Origin of the sequence: Acinetobacter calcoaceticus DSM 30006 = CIP 81.8 (genome assembly GCF_000368965.1) — a bacterium.
Lineage (GTDB): Bacteria > Pseudomonadota > Gammaproteobacteria > Pseudomonadales > Moraxellaceae > Acinetobacter > Acinetobacter calcoaceticus.
Genome location: NZ_KB849784.1, coordinates 1039 through 1535 on the forward strand (window position 1 = coordinate 1039; position 497 = coordinate 1535).

The 497-nt window shown below is 52.3% G+C and carries 1 protein-coding gene; it reads right to left on the reverse strand.

The window, feature by feature from the left end; genetic code table 11:
• Positions 1-497 (reverse strand): Ig-like domain-containing protein (locus F936_RS19615; protein WP_005049840.1); only part of this gene is annotated, 497 nt, incomplete at both ends.

The window sequence follows — 497 nt, forward strand, 5'->3', positions numbered from 1 at the left end:
CCTGGGTTTGGCACAGTCCAGTTACCATCCGGTCCAGCTACAACACTTGCTGTGCTACCGTCCGGATAAGTTACGGTTACTGTTGAACCAGGTTCTGCTGTACCTGTAATCGGGTCTGTCCCGTTCACCGGGTCAATCACTGGTAGATTCGGTGCAGCTGTATCAACTGTCACAACACCGGTATCTGTACCGGCATTCCCTGCTGCATCTGTTGCAGTCACGGTAATGGTGTGTGGACCATCAGTTAATGCCGGCAAGGTATTGTCTGCAAGCGTCCAGGTGCCGTCACCATTGTTAGTCGCCGGGTAGTCAACACCATCCACATTCACAACCACGGTTGCTGTCGGGTCATTGACTGTACCGGTTAATGCAGGGGTGCTGTCATTGGTCAATAGATCGTTAAGCGCTACTGTCGGCGCTACTGCATCAACAACGCCTGTTGCAGGTCCTGATGTATTTCCAGCTGGATCTGTTGCTACTGCTTCAACTTCATCGCC